The sequence below is a fragment of the Mesorhizobium sp. M7D.F.Ca.US.004.03.1.1 genome (assembly GCF_003998635.1).
GTDB classification, from domain to species: Bacteria; Pseudomonadota; Alphaproteobacteria; order Rhizobiales; family Rhizobiaceae; genus Mesorhizobium; species Mesorhizobium loti.
The window spans coordinates 1-420 of the sequence record NZ_RZQG01001841.1; the positions used below are offsets into that span (position 1 = coordinate 1).

The 420-nt window shown below is 63.6% G+C and carries 1 pseudogene; it reads right to left on the reverse strand.

Features of this window, described 5'->3' with window-relative positions:
- Window positions 1-142 precede the first annotated feature (142 nt).
- Window positions 143-420: pseudogene (locus tag EN935_RS40320) on the reverse strand (SAM-dependent methyltransferase); the annotation flags it as partial.

The window sequence follows — 420 nt, forward strand, 5'->3', positions numbered from 1 at the left end:
ACCTTGGTGGCGCTGGGGATCATCACCGGAGTTGGTCAGTTCGCCGACTCGCTTACCTGGCTGTTCAGCGACAACAACAGCAAGCTTGCGAACGCTTTCGCACCCTCACCCTGATCCAACCTTTCCGCGCTTGCGGGCAGGATCAACGCCCGTCGGGCGCCTCCAGGATTGCCTTCAGCGAGACCTTGGCCGAACCCGGTTTCAGCGGCTTTTGCTGCGATGCGTCAGGCGCCCAACCAGACATCCAGACGATCGAGAAACTTGCCCTCACACGGCCGTCAGGGTCGGAAAACCGCTCGGCGTAGATTTCCGCCGCGCGGGCAAACAGCTTGCGTGAGCCCGGCCGCCGGCTGCGATCGGGGAGCGCACTGGTCTCGCCCACGGCCCGCAGATCCGGCATCAGGTTAAACAGGCTGGCAT